Genomic DNA, 15,581 nt, shown 5'->3' on the forward strand with positions numbered 1-15,581 from the left:
CGTCTCACCGGCCACCACCCGGTACGCCTCGAGCTCCCCCTCGAAATCGAACGGGGGCGGAAAGACCGCCACGGCCGCCGAGATCCCCACGACGCCGAGCGTCGCGAGAACCAGGCTTCGTCGCGCGCGCGTCGAGGCCCCCTGGATCGTGAGCTGGTGGCTCAAGAGCACGCCGCAGAGGAATCCGGCGGCCAGGCCGCCGGCGTGCGCGGCGAGACTGATTCCGGGGATGGAGAGGCCGAAGATCAGGTTGTAGCCGAGGAACGTGACGCCGCCGCTCCGCAGCCTCGAGAGGACCTCGCGGGGGATCGTGCCGCTCTCCCGGGTGATGAAGCCGAGGAGCGCGCCGTACACCCCGAAGACCGCCCCCGACGCCCCCGCGCCGACCGCGTACGGGTGCCACCAGAGGCTCGCGAGGCTCCCGGCGACCCCCGAGATCAGGTACGTGATCAGGAAGCCGGATCTGCCCAACAATCGCTCGACGAGCGCGCCGATCTGCCAGAGGGCGAACATGTTGCAGAAGAGGTGGATCGCTCCGAAGTGCAGGTAGTTCGACGTGAGCAGCCGCCACCACTCGCCGTTCGCGGTGAGCGGCCCGAAGTCGGCCCCCCAGGCGCGCATCACCTCCGTGTCGGGACTGAGAGGATTCGCGCCGTTCGCGAGCATGGCGATCCACACAGCGACGTTCACCGCGATCAGCGTGGGCGTCAGCGGCGCGGAAGGCGTGAGCTGGTGGAGCGCGACGGCGAACCGGACTCCGGGGGGAAGGGGGCGCGGCGCGGGTTCGAGGTCGATGGAAACGTCAGCGGGCATCGGCGGCGACCGTCGGTTCGCCGGCCGTCTGCTCGTGCGCGTGGTACGAAGAGCGCACCAGCGGCCCCGACTCGACGTGCTTGAAGCCTCGCGCCAGCCCTTCCTCCTTGAGTCGCGCGAACTCCTCGGGGGCGTAGTAGCGCTCCACCGGGAGGTGCTGCATCGACGGCCGCAGGTACTGGCCGATGGTCATGATGTCGCAGTCGGCGGCGCGCAGATCGTCCATGAGCGCGAGCATCTCGTCGAGGGTCTCGCCCACGCCGACCATGACGCCGGACTTCGTGCGCACGGGGTAGGCCGCTTTCGACTCCGCCGCCGCCTTCAGGATCTTCAGCGACTGCGCGTAGTCAGCGCCGGCGCGCACGCGGCGGTAGAGCGACGGCACCGTCTCCATGTTGTGATTGAGGATCTCGGGGCGGGCGGCCATCACCGCCCTCAGCGCCGCGAGATCCCCCTGGAAATCCGGGATCAGCACCTCGATGGCGCACCCCTCGTTGAGGCGCCGCACCTCGTGAATCGTCCGCGCGAAGTGGGCGGCGCCGCCGTCTCCGAGATCGTCGCGATCGACCGAGGTGATGACGGCGTGGCGAAGCTTGAGCTTCCGCACCGCCTCGGCCACGTGCCGGGGCTCGTCCGGGTCGAGCGCCTTCGGGATCTCCTTCCCGACGGCGCAGAAGCCGCACCGGCGCGTGCAGTCAGCGCCCATGATCATGAAGGTGCCGGTGCCGTGGCTCCAGCACTCGAAGATGTTCGGGCAGCGCGCCTCCTCGCAGACGGTGTGGAGGTTCAGGTCCTTCACCATGCCGCGGATCCGGCCGTAGTCCTCCCCCGTCCTGAGGCGGATCTTGATCCACTCGGGCTTGGCGAGCGGAGCGTCCACGCGGCCTCTCATCTCAGCGCCCCCCGGACGCCGCGGCGGCGAGCGAGGCCGGCGGCGCGGCGAGGCCGCCGGCATCCGCCGCGACGACCTCGCGATCGAAGACCTCCCCGAAGTGCCGCGCGCAGGCGCGCGCGACCGCGTCGAGGCCGAACGATTCACCGGTTAGCTCCCGCAGGGACGTCACCCCCGCGTCGGTGATGCCGCACGGGACGATGTGCCCGAAGTACGAGAGATCGGTCGTGACGTTGAAGGCGAAGCCGTGGCTCGTGATCCACCGGCTGACCCTCACGCCGATCGCCGCGAGCTTGCGGCCGCCGGCCCAGACGCCCGTGCGCCCCTCGACGCGCGCGGAGTCGACGCCGAAATCGCGCGCGGCGCGGATCAGCACCTCCTCGAGATCGCGGACGTACCGGTGCACGTCGCAGCGGTCGGGGCGCAGGTCGATGACGGGATAGCCGACGAGCTGGCCGGGGCCGTGGTACGTGACGTCGCCGCCGCGCCCCGTCCCGTGGACGCCGATGCCCCGGGCCGCGCGCGTCCCCTCGTCGAGGAGGACGTTCGACCCGTCCGCTCCCCGGCCGAGCGTGACGACGTGGGGGTGCTCGAGGAGAAGAAGGGCCTCGCCTCCCGTCCCCGCCGCAAGATCGCGGACGAGCGACTCCTGGAGCCGCGTCGCCTCGGGGTAGGCGACCCGGCCGAGGCGCCTCGCCTCGCAGCGGCGTCGCATCAGCGTCTCATCTCTCCGCGGGCTTTCAGCTCAGGTCCGTGAAGGTGCCGCGCTCGAGCGTCCCCTTGACGTGCGAGAGGAACTGCTCGGCGACGGCGCCGTCGACCAGGCGGTGGTCGTAGCCGAGGACCATGTACATCATCGATCGGATCGCGATCGCGTCGTCGATGACGACCGGGCGCTTCTGGATGACGCCGATGCCGAGGATGGCGACGTTCGGCTGGTTGATGATCGGCATCCCGTAGAGGCCGCCGAAGGCCCCGGGGTTGGTCAGGGTGAAGGTGCTCCCCTGGATCTCGTCGGGGCCGAGCTTGCGCGTCCTGGCGCGCGTGCCGAGGTCGTTCACCGAGCGCGCGATCCCGAGGAGGTTCTTCTCGTCGGCGTTCCGGATGACCGGGACGATGAGCCCCCAGTCGAGCGCGACGGCCACGCCGAAGTGCACTCGGCGGTGGTAGACGACGCTGTTGCCGTCGATCGAGGCGTTGACGGCCGGGAAGGCCTTGAGCCCCTCGATCGCCGCCTTGATGACGAACGGCGTGTACGTGAGCTTGATCCCCTCGCGCGCCTCGAAGGTCGCCTTGTGCTTCTCGCGCAGCTTCACGACCTTCGTCATGTCCACCTCGTAGACCGTGTGGACGTGAGCCGAGGTCCGGCGGGAGACGATCATGTGCTCGGCGATGATCTTCCGGATGTTCGTGAGGGGCTCGACGCGGACGTCCTCGCCCGGCGCGTACGCGATCGCCGGCGAGGCCGGAGCGGCCGCGGAGGCGTGGGACGGGGCCGCCGTCGCCGGCATCACCGCGGCGCCGGCGCCGCCGGCGTCGAGGTGGGCCATGATGTCGTTGCGCGTGACGCGCCCGGAGATCCCCGAGCCCTGGAGGTGCGAGATGTCGACGCCGTGCTCCGCGGCGATGCGGCGGACGAGAGGGGTCGATCGCACGCGCCGCAGCTCCTCCTTCGTCGGGATCTGGCCCGCGCGTCGCTGCGCCGAGAGATCCGCGCTCGAGAGGGCGCGGCCGTGCGACGGCGCGGGTGCGGCCATCGGCGGCGCCGCGGGGGGCGAAGTCTGCGCAGGACGTGACGCGGGAGGCTGCTGCGGCGCGGGGGACGGCGCCTGGACGCTCGCGGCGGCCGGCGTCGAAAGGGCGGCGCCCGCCTCCGTCTCGACGCGCGCGAGGACCGCGTTGATCTCGACGGTCTTCCCCTCGGGGACGAGGATCTCGGCGAGCACGCCGCTCGCGGGGGAGGGAACCGTCGCGTCCACCTTGTCGGTGGAGATCTCGAGGATGTCCTCGTCGCGCTTGACGCTCTCTCCGACCTTTTTCAGGTAGCGGAGGACCGTCCCCTCCGCGATGCTCTCCCCCATCTGGGGCATGATGACGTCGACTTTCATCCGTGAGGCTCCATCCGCCGGCCCGGCGCACGGCCGGGCGGCACTCAGTACGCGATCAGTTCCCTGGCGGCCGCGACGACCTTCGCCGCGTCCGGAATGAAGAGGTCCTCGAGCGGCGCCGCGTACGGGGCCGGGGTGTCCGGCGCCGTGACGCGCACGACGGGCCCGTCGAGGTACTCGAACGCGCGCTCCCCGATGCGCGAGGCGATCTCGGCGCCGATGCCGCCGGTGCGCGTGTCCTCGTGGAGCACGATCACCTTGCCGGTCTTCGCGGCCGCCGCGAGGATTGCGTCGTCGTCGAGGGGGAGGAGCGTCCGGAGGTCCAGCACCTCGGTGGAGACGCCGTCCTGCTCGAGGCGGCGCGCCGCGTCGAGGGCCGTGTGGACCATAGCACCGTACGTCACGATCGCGAGATCGCTCCCCTGCCGCCGCGTCGCGGCGACCCCCAGCGGGACCGCGTAGTCCTCGTCGGGCAGGTCCTCCTTCACGCGGCGGTACAGGAACTTGTGCTCGAGGAAGAGGACCGGGTCCTCGTCGCGGATCGCCGACTTCAACAGCCCCTTCGCGTCGTAGGCGGTCGCCGGCTCCACGATCTTCAGCCCCGGCACGTGGAAGAAGTGCGCCTCGACGTTCTGGGAGTGGAACGGCCCCGCCCTCACGCCGCCGCCGCACGGCCCGCGCACCACCATCGGAACCCCCCCGCCCCAGCGCCAGCGGCACTTGGCCGCGAAGTTGACGAGCTGGTTGAACCCGCAGGCGATGAAGTCGATGAACTGCATCTCGGCCACGGGGCGCATCCCGGCGAGCGCCGCCCCGACGGCGGCCCCGACGATCCCCGCCTCCGCGATCGGCGTGTCGATGACGCGCCGGTCGCCGAAGCGATCCCGAAGACCCGCGGTCACCTTGAACGCCCCCCCGTACGCGCCGATGTCCTCGCCGAGAAGGAAGACCCTCGCGTCGCGCTCCATCTCTTCGGTGAGCGCCTGCCGGATCGCCTCGAGGTACGTCGCCTGGGCCATGGGTCAGATGTGGATATAGCTTCCGAGGACGCCTTCCGCCGCCTCGTGAATCCCCTCCGCGAGGGTGGGATGCGCGTGCACCGTGTGGACGAGCTCGTCCACGGTGGCCTCGGCCTTCATCGCGACCACCGCCTCCGCGATGAGATCGGTGGCGTGCGGGCCGACGATGTGGACGCCGAGGATCTCCCCGTACTTCGCCTCGGAGACGATCTTGACGAACCCCTCGCTCGCGCCGAGGATCTTGGCCTTGCCGAGCGCCGTCCACGGGAACTTGCCGACCTTCACGTCGAACCCCCGCTCGCGCGCCTTCCTCTCGGAGATGCCGACGCTCGCCACCTCGGGCTCGCAGTACGTGCACGAGGGGATCTGGCCGTAGTTCAGCGGGTGAGCCTCGCGCCCGGCGATGTGCTCCGCGGCGAGGACCCCTTCGGCCGACGCGACGTGAGCGAGCTGCGGGTGCGGCCCCCCCTCCATGGCGACGACGTCGCCGATGGCGTAGAGGCCCGGCTCCGCGCTGCGCATGAAGGGGTCGACCTTGATGAACCCCTTCTCGACGACCGCCTTCGTGGCTTCGAGGTTGAGCCCGTCCGTCACCGGCCGGCGGCCGACGGCCACGAGGAGGATCTCCGCCTCGAGCGGCGTCGACGTCCCGTCCGGCGCGGTGGCCCTCATCTTCACCGATGAGGCCGAGACCTCGAACCCCTCGGCCGTGACGCCGGTCAGGATGGTGATCTTGCGTTTCCGCAGCGCCTTCTCGAGCTCGGCCGAGCACTCCTCGTCCTCGATGGGGAGGATCCGGGGGAGCATCTCGACCAGCGTGACCCGGCTGCCGAACCGGTTGAAGACCGTCGCGAACTCGACGCCCACGGCGCCGGCCCCGAGAACGATGAGGGACTTCGGGATCTGCTTCAGCTCGAGGAGCTCGTCGCTCGTGAGGACGCGCTTGCCGTCGATCTTGACCGCGGGGATCGCGCGGGGGGCCGAGCCGGTCGCGACGATGATGCTGGCCGCCTCGATGTCGGACGTCATGGCGCCGCCGGCGACCGTGATCCGCCCCTTCCCTGCGAGCTTCCCCGTGCCGGTGAGAACGGTCACGCCGTTCTTCTTCATGAGGAACTCGATTCCCTTCGCGTTGCTCCTCACGACCTTGTTCTTGTGGCGGTGGACCCCCTCGAAATCGACCGTCGGGTCGCCGGCCTTCACGCCGAACGAGCCGGCGTCGCGGACGGTGTCGAGAATCGAGGCCGAGTGGAGGAGAGCCTTCGTCGGGATGCACCCCCGGTGAAGGCACGTCCCGCCCAGGAGCGGGTCGCGCTCGATCAGGATCGTCTTCAATCCGAGCTGCCCGGCGCGGATGGCGGCCACGTAGCCGCCGGGCCCGCTGCCGATCACGGCGACATCGCACTTCTCGGTGGGCATGGGGTTCGGCGCTCCAGTAGGGTGAACGCGGAAGATATCAAACCCTCCCCGCTCCGGTCCATCGCGCCGGGACAACCCGGATCGGCTACGATGGGCGGCCCGGAGCGGCCGTGCGCCGCGGCCGGCATGGGGGAGCGTTGAAGGTCGTCCTGAAGCTCGCGATCGTCGCCGCGGCTTTCTTCGTCTTCGTCGTCGCCCTCGAGACGATCAAGACCTCCGCCCGGGGCATCGCCCCGGTTCTCCACGTGATCCACGTCGAGGGGGTGTGGAACCTCTTCGGGCTCGGCTGGATCATGGCGTACGCGGTTCTCTCGGGGTCGCCGATCGCCGCCGTCGCCCTCAGCCTCTACGGCGCCGGGACGATCAACGACGTCGAGGCTCTGGGCATGATCGCCGGCTCGCGCTTCGGCGCGTCGTTCGTCGTGCTGCTCGTGGGCGCCATCCACTACCTGCGCGGCCAGAGGAAGATCATCACCGTGGCGACGGGAGTCCTCGCCCTCCTCACGACGTGGACCATCTACGCTCCGGCGACGATCGGCGGCTATCTCATGCTCGTCACCGGCTCGCTCGACCGGTTCAGGTTCCAGGCTCCCGGCGCGTTCGTCTCGTTCCTCGACGTCACGGTGAAGCCCATCGTCGCCCTCTTCGCCGCGTGGCTCCACCCGACCGTCCTCTTCATCGCGGGGGTCGCGCTCCTGCTGGGGGCGTTCAAGACGTTCGACATGGCGCTCCCGGAGATCAATCCGCAGCACGGTCGGTTCAAGCGGATCGCCGACATCGTCTACCGGCCCAAGGTGATGTTCCTGCTCGGCGTCGCCATCACGTGCGTGACGCTGTCGGTCTCGGTCAGCGTCGGGATCCTCGTCCCCCTCTCGGCCAAGGGATACGTGCGGCGCGAGAACGTGATCCCGTACGTGATGGGCGCGAACATCTCGACGTTCATCGACACGCTCTTCGCGTCCCTGCTGGTCGGCGAGCCGCGCGCCTTCACCGTCGTCCTGGCCGAGATGCTGAGCGTCGGGACGATTTCGTTGCTGGTCGTCTTCCTGTTCTACCGTCCCTACAGCCGCGCGCTCGAGTCGATCCTCGAGCGCATCACCGGCAACCGGACGGCGTTCCTGGTTTTTCTCTCGATCACGATGGCGATGCCCTTGATCTTCCTGCTGATGTGACGGGCAGGACGGAGATGACGCGCTTGAGAGCTCTCGTGTACGCGAACCGCCCGGACAGGGCCCGCCAGGTGGTCTCGTGGGTCTCGGCCCTCACCGGCAAGATTCCCGGTGAGGCCGTCGTCCAGGTCATGGCCGAAGCCTCCCCCGCCGAGATCGAGGCGGCCCGCATTCTGGCCGAGGGGCTGGCGCCCGCGACCGGCGCGCCGCCGAGACGGCTCACGTCCCCGGGAGGATCCCCCGAGGAGGTGATCGCGGCGCAGGCCGCCGAAGGGGACTACAGCCTGGTCGTCCTCGCGCCGGCCGGGCGCAAGGGGTTCATCCGGCTCTTCTACGGATCGATGGTGGCGCACGTGGTCCGGCGCGTGAGCACCTCGGTGCTCGTCGTCCGGGGCGTGGGCGCCGCTCCTCCGAAGAAGATCCTCGTGTGCGTCTCCGGATCGAGGCACTCGCTCACCAACGTGACGGTCGCCGCCCAGCTCGCCGGGCTCTTCGGGGCCGAGCTCACGCTGCTCACGGTTCTCTCCCAGGTGAGCGTCGATCTCGCGGGAAGGGAGCCCTTCGGCGGCGATCCGGACGCGCTCCTCGAGACGGATCATCCCCTCGCAGGACATCTCCGAGTCGCGGGAGAGCTGGCGGAGAGGATGGGCGCGCGCGCGGCGGTGAGGGTGCGGCAGGGGCTGATCGCCGGGGAGATCGTCGAGGAGGCGAAGGGCTCGGGCGCCGATCTTCTCGTCGTGGGAACGCACCGCGCCGAGGACTTCGACACGGTGTACGACGACATCACGGATCAGATCGTGCAGTCGTCTCCCGTGTCGACGCTGGTCGTGGGGCTGAGGGCGGCGCTCCTCTGATCCGCCGGGGTCAGTGGCGGCGGCCGACCTGAGACCCGATCCGGTTCTGGCACTGCCGGAACTGATCCTGACATCTCTGGACGCAGCCGCTGATGCCGTCCTCGCCGGTTCCCGACGGGGACGCTTCCTGGCACTTGTTCCTGCACGCCATCATCGCGATCTGGCAGGGGCCGGGCTTGTCGGGGTTGTCATCCCGCGCGATCGGCGAGTCGTCGTCCGCGACGGGAATCCGGAACCGGGGGAGGGTTGAGCGCATCGCGGTCAGCGTCATCCCGAGGCGCTCCGGCGAGAGCGAATCCTCAGGGCTCTGGCTGGTCGCGTTGACGCCGAAGACCGAGAGCATCGCCTGAAGATCGCCGACGGTCGCCGGGCTGCTGGACGGGTGCGCCGGCTTGTAGCCGACGGCGTGCAGGATTCCCAGGGAGTTCACCTCGTCAAACCCTCCGGCCGGGGCGTTCACGGAAATCTCCGAGACGAGGCTCTTCGCGAGGCCGCCGACGGTGAGCGCGGGCGGCGTCTTGATGCCTCCGGTGGGGCTCTTGGGGTCGGTATTCGCGAATACGGCGAAGGAAACCGCGACGAGAGCCGCGGTGACTCCGATGACGACGGAGTTCTTCGGGAAGGCAACCTTCATGAGGCCATTCTCCTATCCGGCAGGGAATGAGTTCGCTGGCAGAAGATGAAAGGGGGGGACAGCCCCTCGAGACGGGTCAGAATATACGGCGAGAAACGCCCGGCTCGCAAGGACGATCGGCCGGAAGTCCCCGAAAACACAAAGGGACCCGATGAACGGGTCCCTGAGATGAATTGCGGGATGAACTGGAGCCTGGAGCGGTGTGACTAGAAGCCGAAGGGCAGGTTGCCGGTGTACGCCTGAGCCGGCCCGACCTTGTCGAGAACCTCGGTTTCTGAAAGGGTCGTGATCGTCGGAGCGGTGTACTCAGCTCTCTCGGTCGTCATCTCTGGCCTCCGGTTCATCAACCGCGACACGCCTCAACGTCTTACCGTTTGGCCTGCGGGGTCGCTAGGGACATCACCTGATATCGGGTTGCCGCGCCGCACACAGCGACAGCGCGCCCTCATTTATACCGCAGCCTGGCGCGAAGCGCAACAGATATTTTTGGCGAAAGCGCCCGCCCGGCGCCCCGTCCTAGGAGGGTGGAACAAGTCTCAGGATAATACGAACAAAAACAAGCAGATACGGTCGATCCACCACCCATCATCTTAATACTCACGCCCCGCGCCTCCTCAACCAGTGCGTCCCATCCTGCCGACTATCAACGCGGAGATGCGCGCGCCACCGGGCGCACTTGGGCACTCGCCGGAAACCAGTGCCGCGTCCGGTTGCACGCGGCGCACACGGAGAGCATCACCGGCACTTCGACGAGCACCCCCACGACGGTGGCCAGCGCGGCTCCCGAGGAGGGGCCGAAGAGCGTGATGGCCACGGCGACGGCCAGCTCGAAGAAGTTGCTGGCGCCGATGAGCGCACCCGGGGCGGCGATGTCGTGGCGGATCCGGAAGGCCGCCATGAGGCCGTACGCCAGCGCGGCGTTGAAGTAGACCTGGAGCAGAATCGGGACGGCAATCAGGACGACGTCAAAGGTCCTGCCCGTCAGGTTGTCGGACTGGAACGCGAAGATCAGGACGAGCGTCGCGAGGAGCGCGAGCGTCGTCACGGGATGGAATCGCGGCAGGAAGCTTTCCTCGAGCCACACCCGGCCCTTGAGCCGGATCAGCGCCCAACGGCTGAGGCTCCCCATCGCCAGCGGGATCACGATGAACGCGACGACGCTGTCGAGGAGCACCTGGAACGGCACCTGAAGATTGCTCGCGCCCCGAACGAGGAAACCGACAATCGGTGCGAACAGGACCAGCATCACGAGGTCGTTCAGCGAGACCTGCACGAGGGTGTACGCGGGATCCCCTTCCGTCAGGTACGACCAGACGAAGACCATCGCCGTGCACGGGGCGGCCGCGAGGATGATGACGCCGGCCACGTACTGGTCCGCCAGCTCGGGGCCGATGAGGGGCAGGAAGAGGTGCTTGAAGAAGATCCAGCCGAGGAGCGCCATCGAGAACGGCTTCACGAGCCAGTTCACGATCAGCGTGATGACAAGGCCGCCGGGCCTTCGCGTCACGCCGGCGAGGCTGCCGAGGTCGATCTTCAGCATCATCGGGTAGATCATCAGCCAGATGAGCGCCGCCATCGCGATGTTGATGTGGCTCGTGGCGCCGACTTCGAACCCGCGAATCGCCGACGTCACGCCGGGGAGCGTCTTCCCCAGTAGAATCCCGGCGACCATGCAGAGCCCGACCCAGAGCGTCAGATACCGCTCGAAGAAACCCAGGCGTCTGGCTTCCACTCGTGACCTCCTCGCCGATCGCGTCGTTTCGCAGGGTTGACGACATGAGTATAACCGCATATCCTCATCTCGTCATGCGCTCGACACTCGCTTCGGACGTCGCCCCCGTGGTCCGACTGTTCAAGGCCCTCGGGGACGAGACGAGGCTTCGGATCGTCGCCCTCCTCTCGCACGGCGAGCTCTGCGTCTGCCACTTCCAGGAGGCGCTGGCCCTGCCTCAAACCAACGTGTCGCGCCAGTTGGGAGTCCTTCGAGCCGCCGGCGTCGTCGGGACTCGACGCTCCGGCTCCTGGGTTCACTACCGTCTCGCGAAGCAGAACGACCCGCGCTGCAGCCGGCAGCTCAAGCTCCTCGTCCGATCGTTCTCGAGGGGCCACATCTCCCGCGAGGATCTCGCCCGCCTCCTGAAGGCGCGCGGCCCGGACTCCTGCCCATGAGCCGAAAACTGGTCAGAGTGCTCTTCGCATGTGTCCACAACGCCGGCCGATCGCAGATGGCGGCCGCGCTGTTCAATCAGCTGGTCCGACCAACCGTCGCGGAGGCGCTCTCCGCGGGAACGGAGCCGGCGGCAGGGATTCACCCCGTCGTCGTGGACGTGATGCGCGAAGCAGGGATGGATCTCTCGAATGGGACGCCGCGCCTGCTCACACCGGAGCTCGCCCGGTCGGTCCAGTTGCTGGTCACGATGGGATGCGGCGAGGAGTGTCCGGTCGTCCCAGGAGTCGAGCGACAGGACTGGCCGCTCCCCGACCCGAAGGGTCAGCCGCCCGAGCGCGTGCGGCAGATCCGGGAGGCAATCCGGGATCGCGTGGCGGCGCTCTTGGCGGCGAAGGGCTGGGACTGAGAGGCGCGGCTAGAAGCTCCGGCCGGCCGGAACGTGCGAGAGGCGGAGCGGCTCCGGGATGAGATCCACCGCGGACGGCGGCCCCGCCACGACGTCGGCGACGAGCTCGCCGATCACCGGCCCGTGCTTGAAGCAGTGTCCCGACCCCCCGCCGACGATCCAGACGTTTTCGAAGTCGGGGTGGCGGTCGAAGATCATCTGATCGTCCTTCGTCGCCTCGTACTGGCAGACGCGGCTTTCGACGACCGGAGCCGCGGCCATGCCGGGGAATCTCCGCTTCAGGCACGCGCGCGTCACCTTCAGGATCGCCGCCGACGGCGTGCGGCTCATCGTCGAAGGGTCCACCGCGCGCCCCGGAAGATCGGCGGTCGCCTTGAACCCCCGGCCGTCGACCGACGGAATCCCGTAGCACTTCGTCCCCAGCTCGAGCCACACCGGAAGCCGCGAGACGTCGAAGCGCTCGTCGCCGGGGGGCGTGCCGAAGTAGAAGACGTCCTTCCGCGTCACCGCGATCTTCCGCTTCAGAAGCGCCGGGAAGAGGCGCGGGAGCCACGGGCCACACGCGAAGACGAAGGCGCGGCCGGAGATCGTCGAGGACCCGGACACGACGTTCTTCAGACGACGCCCGACCGCGCCCCCGGGCCGCACCTCCGCGCGCACGACGCGCCCCCCGGAGAGCTCGAACTCGCGCGCGATGGCGAGGCAGGACTTCCGCGCGAGGAGCGTGCCGGAGCCGGTCTCGAGGATCGACCACTTCACGCCGCGCGGATCGATCTGAGGGTAGCGGCGCTTCAAAGCGCGGGCGTCGAGCACGTCGAAGGGAACGCGGTTGCGCGTGAGGTCGGCGACGATCGACATCCCGTACGCCTCGTCCGACATCACGAGCCACAGGACGCCGCACGCGTAGAGGACCTGCTCGTCCCACCGCAGCTGCCAGCTCGCCCACATCGCCAGGGAGCGCTTCGCCCACTTCGAGTAGAGGTCCGCCCCACCGTAGCCGCAGCGGATCACGCGGTTCTCGTCCGAGGAGGTCGCGCGCGGATTCCCGGGCCCGAAGGCGTCGACGAGCGCGACGTCGTGACCGCGCTCTCTGAGCTCCCGCGCGGTGGAGAGCCCCATGATGCCGGCGCCGACGACGACGTACTCGGCCATGGTGCGGCGCGCAAGATCCTCTCTCATCGGGCGTAAGCTACCGCAAGCCTCGCGCACGCCTCAAGCCGAGCCGCCCGCCGCTTGTGAGGTGCCCGGCGGCGCGGATAGAATCGCCCCTCATTCAACCCCCCGGAGGCCACCCCCCTCATGATCGACTCCCGCTCCCGCCGATCCCCCCTCCCACGCCTCGCGATCGCCGCGCTCGTCCTGGCGGTCGGCGCCGGACTCGTTCCCGCCGCGGAGAAGAAGCCGGCGGCGACAGCGGCCGCGACGCCGCCGGCGCCCTCGGGCTCCCCGGTGGCCGATCGCGGCTTCACCGCCGACGACGTCAAGGGGCTCGCGTGGCGCAGCATCGGCCCGGCCAACATGGGGGGGCGCGTCTCCGCTATCGCCCTCATCCCGGGGAGCCTCAAGAGCTTCTACGTCGGCTACGCGATCGGCGGCGTCTTCAAGACCGAGAACATGGGCGTGACGTTCACGCCGGTCTTCGACAAGTACCCCGCCTTCTCGATCGGGGCCCTCGCCGTCGCCGACGCCCCCGCCGACTGGCCGGGGTGGGCCGACGAGAAGGCGCCGGCCGACGCCAACAAGGATGTCGCCGATCGCGGCAAGGGGAAGATCGTGTGGGTCGGCACGGGCGAGGGGAACGGGCGCAACTCGTCGTCGTGGGGAGGGGGCGTCTACCGCTCGACCGACGCCGGCGCGACCTTCAAGTACCTGGGCCTCGCCGAGACGCAGGACATCCCGCGCATCGCGGTCGACCCGAGAAACCCCGACATTCTCTACGTCGCGGCGCTCGGCCGGCTCTGGGGAGCGAACCCGGAGCGGGGGGTCTACAAGACGTCGGACGGCGGGAAGAGCTGGCAGCAGATCCTCAAGGTCGACGACAGGGTCGGCGCGTGCGACGTCGTGCTCGATCCGAAGTCCCCCGACACGGTCTACGCCGGCCTCTACGCGCGGCGCCGCACGGCGTGGAGCTTCAGCGGCCTCGGCGAGGCGGGCGGCATCTTCCGGTCGGACGACGCGGGAAAGAGCTTCAAGAAGCTGACGAGCGGCCTTCCATCGCGCACCGGCCGCATCGGGCTCACCGTCTTCCCGAAGGATCCGCGCACGCTCTACGCCGTCGTGGAGAGCGACTCCGGGGGGAACGGCCTCGACGACGATCACTCGCGCAGCGGCGGCCTCTTCCGCTCCGACGATCGGGGCGAGACGTGGCGGCGCGTCAACGATCTGAACTTCCGCCCCTTCTACTTCTCGCGCATCGCGGTGGACCCGAACGACGAGAAGCGCGTCTACATGCCGGGGTGGGATCTCGCGATCTCGGACGACGCGGGAAAGACCTTCCGGCGCTCGGGGAGCGAGAACGTCCACGTCGACTTCCACGCCATCGTCGTGAACCCGGTCGACTCGAGCCAGATTCTCGTCGGCAACGACGGCGGCATCTACCTCTCGCACGACCGGGCCGCGACGTGGGACCATCTCGTCAACGTCGCCGCCGGCCAGTTCTACCGCGTGGCCGTGGACATGAGCGACCCCTACCGCGTCGCGGGCGGGCTCCAGGACAACGGCTCGTGGATGGGCCCGTCGCAGACTCTCATGCTCACCGAGGACTCGAACCGCGACGGCATCCTGAACTCGGACTGGGAGATGGTCTACGGGAGCGACGGCTTCACCGTCGCCTTCGATCCGACCGATCGCAACGTCGTCTACGCCACGGGCCAGGGGGCCGACATCGCGAGGGTCCGCCTCGACAACAAAGTCATGCGCCAGCTCCAGCCAAGCCCCCGCGAAGGGCAGGAGCGCTACCGGTTCAACTGGAACGCGCCGTTCTTCGTCTCGCCGCACGATCCGAGCGTCCTGTACCTCGGCGGCAACAAGGTCTTCAAGCTGACGCAGCGCGGCGACCTCTGGGCCGAGATCAGCGGCGACCTCTCGAGGAACGAGACGGACAAGAAGGCGACGGTCGGTTCGGCCGCCGAGACGCACGGCACGGTGGTCTCCCTGGCGGAATCGACGCTTCAGAAGGGGTGGCTCTGGGCCGGGACCGACGACGGGCGCGTGCACGTCACCGAGGACGACGGCAAGCAGTGGACGGAGGTGACCCCCGCCGCGGTGGGGGGCCTCTACGTCTCGCGCATCGCCCCCTCGCGGCACGACGCGCGCACGGCATACCTCGCGGTGGACGGCCACAGGAGCGACAACGTCAAGCCGCTCGTCCTCATGACGGCCGATCTCGGGAAGAGCTGGACGGACATCACGGGCGATCTCCCCGCGGGCGGCCCGGTTCAAGTCATCTCCGAGGACCTCGCGAGCCGCGACGTCCTCTACGCCGGCACCGAGTTCGGCCTCTACGTCACGCTCACGCGCGGGAAGGCCTGGGTGAAGCTGAACGGAACGTCGCTCCCCCCCGCTCCCGTGGACGACGTCGTGATGCACCCGCGCGAGAAGGACCTCGTCGCGGCGACGCACGGCCGCAGCATCTACATCCTCGACGACGCCTCGATGTTCGGCCAGCTCACGCAGGAGGTGCGCAACAGGCCGGTCGCCCTCCTCGCGCCGCGCGACGCGAAGCCGAGGCTCTACTCGTTCCGCGACTACGGCGCGGGGCACGCGATCTTCCGCGCGAAGAATCCGGCGATGGGCGCGGCGATCAACTACTGGCTCCGTGACGGCGTCGGCGAGTCGGTCTCCCTCACGATCACCGACCCCTCGGGAGCCGTGATCCGCAAGCTCGACGGGCCCGGCTACCGCGGCCTCAACCGCGTCGTGTGGGACCTCCAGGCCGATCGCAAGCACCTCTTCAAGCTCTCCGACGAGAACGCGCTCGGCCAGACCCAGTTCGTCCCCGCGGGGGACTACAAGATCTCGATCAAGGCGGGGGATGCGACCTCGGAGACGACCGTCAAGGTGCTCGAGGGGCCGGGAGCGCCGAAGCCCTAGGTGAG

At 69.1% G+C, this 15,581-nt stretch carries 14 protein-coding genes; 5 read left to right on the top strand and 9 right to left on the bottom strand.

Going from position 1 to position 15,581, the window contains the following annotated elements:
* The 6 genes from HY049_09595 to lpdA form a co-directional block, all read right to left on the bottom strand.
* The coding region (locus tag HY049_09595; protein MBI3449155.1) for a rhomboid family intramembrane serine protease at positions 1-813 on the bottom strand (813 nt) is incomplete at its 3' end.
* Positions 803-1,705 carry a lipoyl synthase gene (gene lipA / locus HY049_09600; GenBank protein MBI3449156.1) on the bottom strand — a complete coding sequence of 301 codons (903 nt, stop codon included), beginning with the start codon at positions 1,703-1,705 and terminating at the stop codon, positions 803-805. The genes lipA and HY049_09595, both read right to left, overlap by 11 nt.
* Position 1,706: 1 nt before the next feature.
* A complete protein-coding gene (gene lipB / locus HY049_09605; protein ID MBI3449157.1) occupies positions 1,707-2,420 on the bottom strand; it encodes a lipoyl(octanoyl) transferase LipB in 714 nt (237 codons plus the stop codon).
* A gap of 25 nt (positions 2,421-2,445) precedes the next feature.
* On the bottom strand, positions 2,446-3,813 hold the full coding sequence (sucB, locus tag HY049_09610; protein ID MBI3449158.1) for a 2-oxoglutarate dehydrogenase, E2 component, dihydrolipoamide succinyltransferase: 1,368 nt from the start codon (positions 3,811-3,813) through the stop codon (positions 2,446-2,448).
* Positions 3,814-3,857: 44 nt separating this feature from the next.
* Positions 3,858-4,832, bottom strand: coding sequence for an alpha-ketoacid dehydrogenase subunit beta (locus tag HY049_09615; protein MBI3449159.1), 975 nt, complete (start codon positions 4,830-4,832; stop codon positions 3,858-3,860).
* 3 nt (positions 4,833-4,835) lie between these two features.
* On the bottom strand, positions 4,836-6,251 hold the full coding sequence (lpdA, locus tag HY049_09620) for a dihydrolipoyl dehydrogenase (protein ID MBI3449160.1): 1,416 nt from the start codon (positions 6,249-6,251) through the stop codon (positions 4,836-4,838).
* Between the two features lie 137 nt (positions 6,252-6,388).
* Here lpdA and HY049_09625 point away from each other — a divergent pair, with 137 nt between their 5' ends.
* Positions 6,389-7,423: a hypothetical protein gene (locus HY049_09625; GenBank protein MBI3449161.1), complete on the top strand. Its 1,035-nt coding sequence runs from the start codon at positions 6,389-6,391 to the stop codon at positions 7,421-7,423.
* 23 nt (positions 7,424-7,446) lie between these two features.
* The gene (locus HY049_09630; protein ID MBI3449162.1) at positions 7,447-8,274 is read left to right on the top strand and encodes a universal stress protein; all 828 of its coding nucleotides are present in this window, start codon (positions 7,447-7,449) and stop codon (positions 8,272-8,274) included.
* 10 nt (positions 8,275-8,284) lie between these two features.
* Here HY049_09630 and HY049_09635 read toward each other — a convergent pair whose 3' ends face one another.
* Positions 8,285-8,908, bottom strand: coding sequence for a hypothetical protein (locus tag HY049_09635; GenBank protein ID MBI3449163.1), 624 nt, complete (start codon positions 8,906-8,908; stop codon positions 8,285-8,287).
* Positions 8,909-9,551: 643 nt separating this feature from the next.
* Positions 9,552-10,700 carry an ACR3 family arsenite efflux transporter gene (arsB, locus tag HY049_09640; GenBank protein MBI3449164.1) on the bottom strand — a complete coding sequence of 383 codons (1,149 nt, stop codon included), beginning with the start codon at positions 10,698-10,700 and terminating at the stop codon, positions 9,552-9,554.
* A gap of 14 nt (positions 10,701-10,714) precedes the next feature.
* Between arsB and HY049_09645 the strand changes: the two genes are divergently transcribed.
* Both HY049_09645 and HY049_09650 read left to right on the top strand, forming a co-directional pair.
* On the top strand, positions 10,715-11,077 hold the full coding sequence (locus HY049_09645; GenBank protein MBI3449165.1) for a metalloregulator ArsR/SmtB family transcription factor: 363 nt from the start codon (positions 10,715-10,717) through the stop codon (positions 11,075-11,077).
* A gap of 8 nt (positions 11,078-11,085) precedes the next feature.
* Complete coding sequence (locus tag HY049_09650) at positions 11,086-11,484, top strand: arsenate reductase ArsC (protein MBI3449166.1); 399 nt, start codon at positions 11,086-11,088, stop codon at positions 11,482-11,484.
* A 9-nt stretch (positions 11,485-11,493) separates the two neighbouring features.
* Here the strand turns inward: HY049_09650 and HY049_09655 are convergent, their stop codons facing one another.
* Positions 11,494-12,663 (bottom strand): FAD-dependent oxidoreductase, encoded by a 1,170-nt coding sequence (locus HY049_09655; protein MBI3449167.1) that lies wholly within the window; start codon positions 12,661-12,663, stop codon positions 11,494-11,496.
* Positions 12,664-12,783: 120 nt separating this feature from the next.
* On the opposite strand from HY049_09655, the gene HY049_09660 reads away from it, so the two are divergent.
* Entirely contained in the window at positions 12,784-15,576 is a 2,793-nt protein-coding gene (locus tag HY049_09660; GenBank protein ID MBI3449168.1) for a glycosyl hydrolase, read from the top strand.
* The last annotated feature ends 5 nt before the right edge of the window (positions 15,577-15,581 follow it).

Source organism: Acidobacteriota bacterium, from assembly GCA_016195325.1.
Lineage (GTDB): Bacteria > Acidobacteriota > Polarisedimenticolia > JACPZX01 > JACPZX01 > JACPZX01.

What these genes read in the sequence shown, in the direction of transcription:
- lpdA (MBI3449160.1), bottom strand. Translation starts at nt 6,251, where the DNA reads ATGCCCACCGAGAAGTGCGATGTCGCCGTGATCGGCAGCGGGCCCGGC.
- sucB (MBI3449158.1), bottom strand. Translation starts at nt 3,813, where the DNA reads ATGAAAGTCGACGTCATCATGCCCCAGATGGGGGAGAGCATCGCGGAG.
- HY049_09615 (MBI3449159.1), bottom strand. Translation starts at nt 4,832, where the DNA reads ATGGCCCAGGCGACGTACCTCGAGGCGATCCGGCAGGCGCTCACCGAA.
- HY049_09635 (MBI3449163.1), bottom strand. Translation starts at nt 8,908, where the DNA reads ATGAAGGTTGCCTTCCCGAAGAACTCCGTCGTCATCGGAGTCACCGCG.
- arsB (MBI3449164.1), bottom strand. Translation starts at nt 10,700, where the DNA reads ATGCGGTTATACTCATGTCGTCAACCCTGCGAAACGACGCGATCGGCG.
- HY049_09655 (MBI3449167.1), bottom strand. Translation starts at nt 12,663, where the DNA reads ATGAGAGAGGATCTTGCGCGCCGCACCATGGCCGAGTACGTCGTCGTC.
- HY049_09645 (MBI3449165.1), top strand. Translation starts at nt 10,715, where the DNA reads ATGCGCTCGACACTCGCTTCGGACGTCGCCCCCGTGGTCCGACTGTTC.
- lipB (MBI3449157.1), bottom strand. Translation starts at nt 2,420, where the DNA reads ATGCGACGCCGCTGCGAGGCGAGGCGCCTCGGCCGGGTCGCCTACCCC.
- HY049_09660 (MBI3449168.1), top strand. Translation starts at nt 12,784, where the DNA reads ATGATCGACTCCCGCTCCCGCCGATCCCCCCTCCCACGCCTCGCGATC.
- lipA (MBI3449156.1), bottom strand. Translation starts at nt 1,705, where the DNA reads ATGAGAGGCCGCGTGGACGCTCCGCTCGCCAAGCCCGAGTGGATCAAG.